At 41.1% G+C, this 677-nt stretch carries 1 protein-coding gene; it reads right to left on the reverse strand.

The features are described 5' to 3' along the window. Positions 1-677: MFS transporter (locus tag AN393_RS19580; protein WP_152968300.1), on the reverse strand; the 677-nt coding region annotated here is incomplete at both ends.

The raw sequence follows: 677 nt of genomic DNA on the forward strand, positions 1-677 counted from the left end.
TTAGGTGCTGCACCTTGTGCAATAACAGCCCCGCCAACCCAAGGGCCAATAGCATTTGCGGTGTTAAATGCGCATTGTACTAATGCACCTATCATTGCATGGCCCTCTGGGGCGACATCCATTAATAAAGATTGAATAAGCGTTGCCAAACCCACACTGCAACCAATAAAAAATATAACCACATAAAGCATCCATATATTGTAACTTGCGCTAACGTAGGCAATGGCAAATACAATGGTGCACACCAGTGCAAGGCCGGTGGTTTTAATGGCCGATTTATCGGCCGCTTTACCTAATAGGTAATTACCTAATGTACAGCCAATACCAAACATAACCATGGCGATAGAAATAGTATAAGGGGCTGTTTTAGTTACATCTAAAATGGTATCGGCAATGTATGTATAAATACAAAACACGCCACCAAAGCCAATAATAACAATCCCTAAAATAGACCACACCAGTTTATTTTTTAGTACGCCAAACTCGTTAAGTAAGTTAGATGGCTTAGCGTTATCAATATTTGGCACTACTTTGTACACAAATATAAATGCAATGAACGCTAAAACGGCAGCGCCCCCTAAGCAATAACGCCAGCTTAGATTTTGCCCCACCAAGGTAACAATAGGCACGCCAACAATGGTTGCAATGGTCAAGCCCATAAATACTTTTGACATAAA

The organism is Pseudoalteromonas sp. P1-25, from assembly GCF_001401805.1.
In the GTDB taxonomy this organism is placed as follows: domain Bacteria; phylum Pseudomonadota; class Gammaproteobacteria; order Enterobacterales; family Alteromonadaceae; genus Pseudoalteromonas.